The organism is Rhizobium sp. SVR5-9E, assembly GCF_056755095.1.
In genome coordinates this window covers 1-544 of sequence record NZ_JBNDHS010000244.1, presented here as the reverse complement: position 1 = coordinate 544, position 544 = coordinate 1, and the positions used below count along the sequence as shown (strand labels likewise).

At 53.5% G+C, this 544-nt stretch carries 1 protein-coding gene; it reads left to right on the top strand.

Translation table 11 applies throughout. The features are described 5' to 3' along the window. Positions 1-60: 60 nt before the first annotated feature. Positions 61-544, top strand: a 484-nt coding sequence (locus ACPYOJ_RS34635; RefSeq protein WP_481420267.1) for an HAD-IIB family hydrolase, incomplete at its 3' end; no start/stop codon positions are given.

Below are 544 nucleotides of genomic sequence, written 5' to 3'. Positions count from 1 at the left end.
TCCGTATATCTCACGCAATACTGATGCACAAGTTAACCGCATCACATTTCAGGAGTAATCATGGCTCGTCTCGCTGCGTTTGATATGGACGGTACGTTGTTAATGCCGGATCACCGTCTGGGTGAGAAAACCCTGAGTACCCTGAAGCGCCTGCATGAACGTAATGTCACCCTGACGTTTGCCACCGGCCGTCATGTGCTGGAGATGCGCCATTTGCTGGGGGCATTTTCCCTGGATGCTTTTCTTATTACCGGCAACGGGACGCGCATTCACTCTGTCGAAGGCGATGTTCTCCACCGTCAGGATCTCAACCCGGAAGTGGCAGATATCGTCCTGCACAGCACCTGGGACACCCGGGCCAGCGTTCATGTCTTTAACGATAACGGCTGGTTTACCGGGCATGACATTCCGGCATTGCTGCACGCCCATGTCTACAGTGGTTTCCGCTATCAGCTTATCGATCTGCGCCGTATTCCGGCTCACGCGGTGACGAAGATCTGTTTCTGCGGCGATCATGACGATCTTTGTCACTTACGCATTCAGC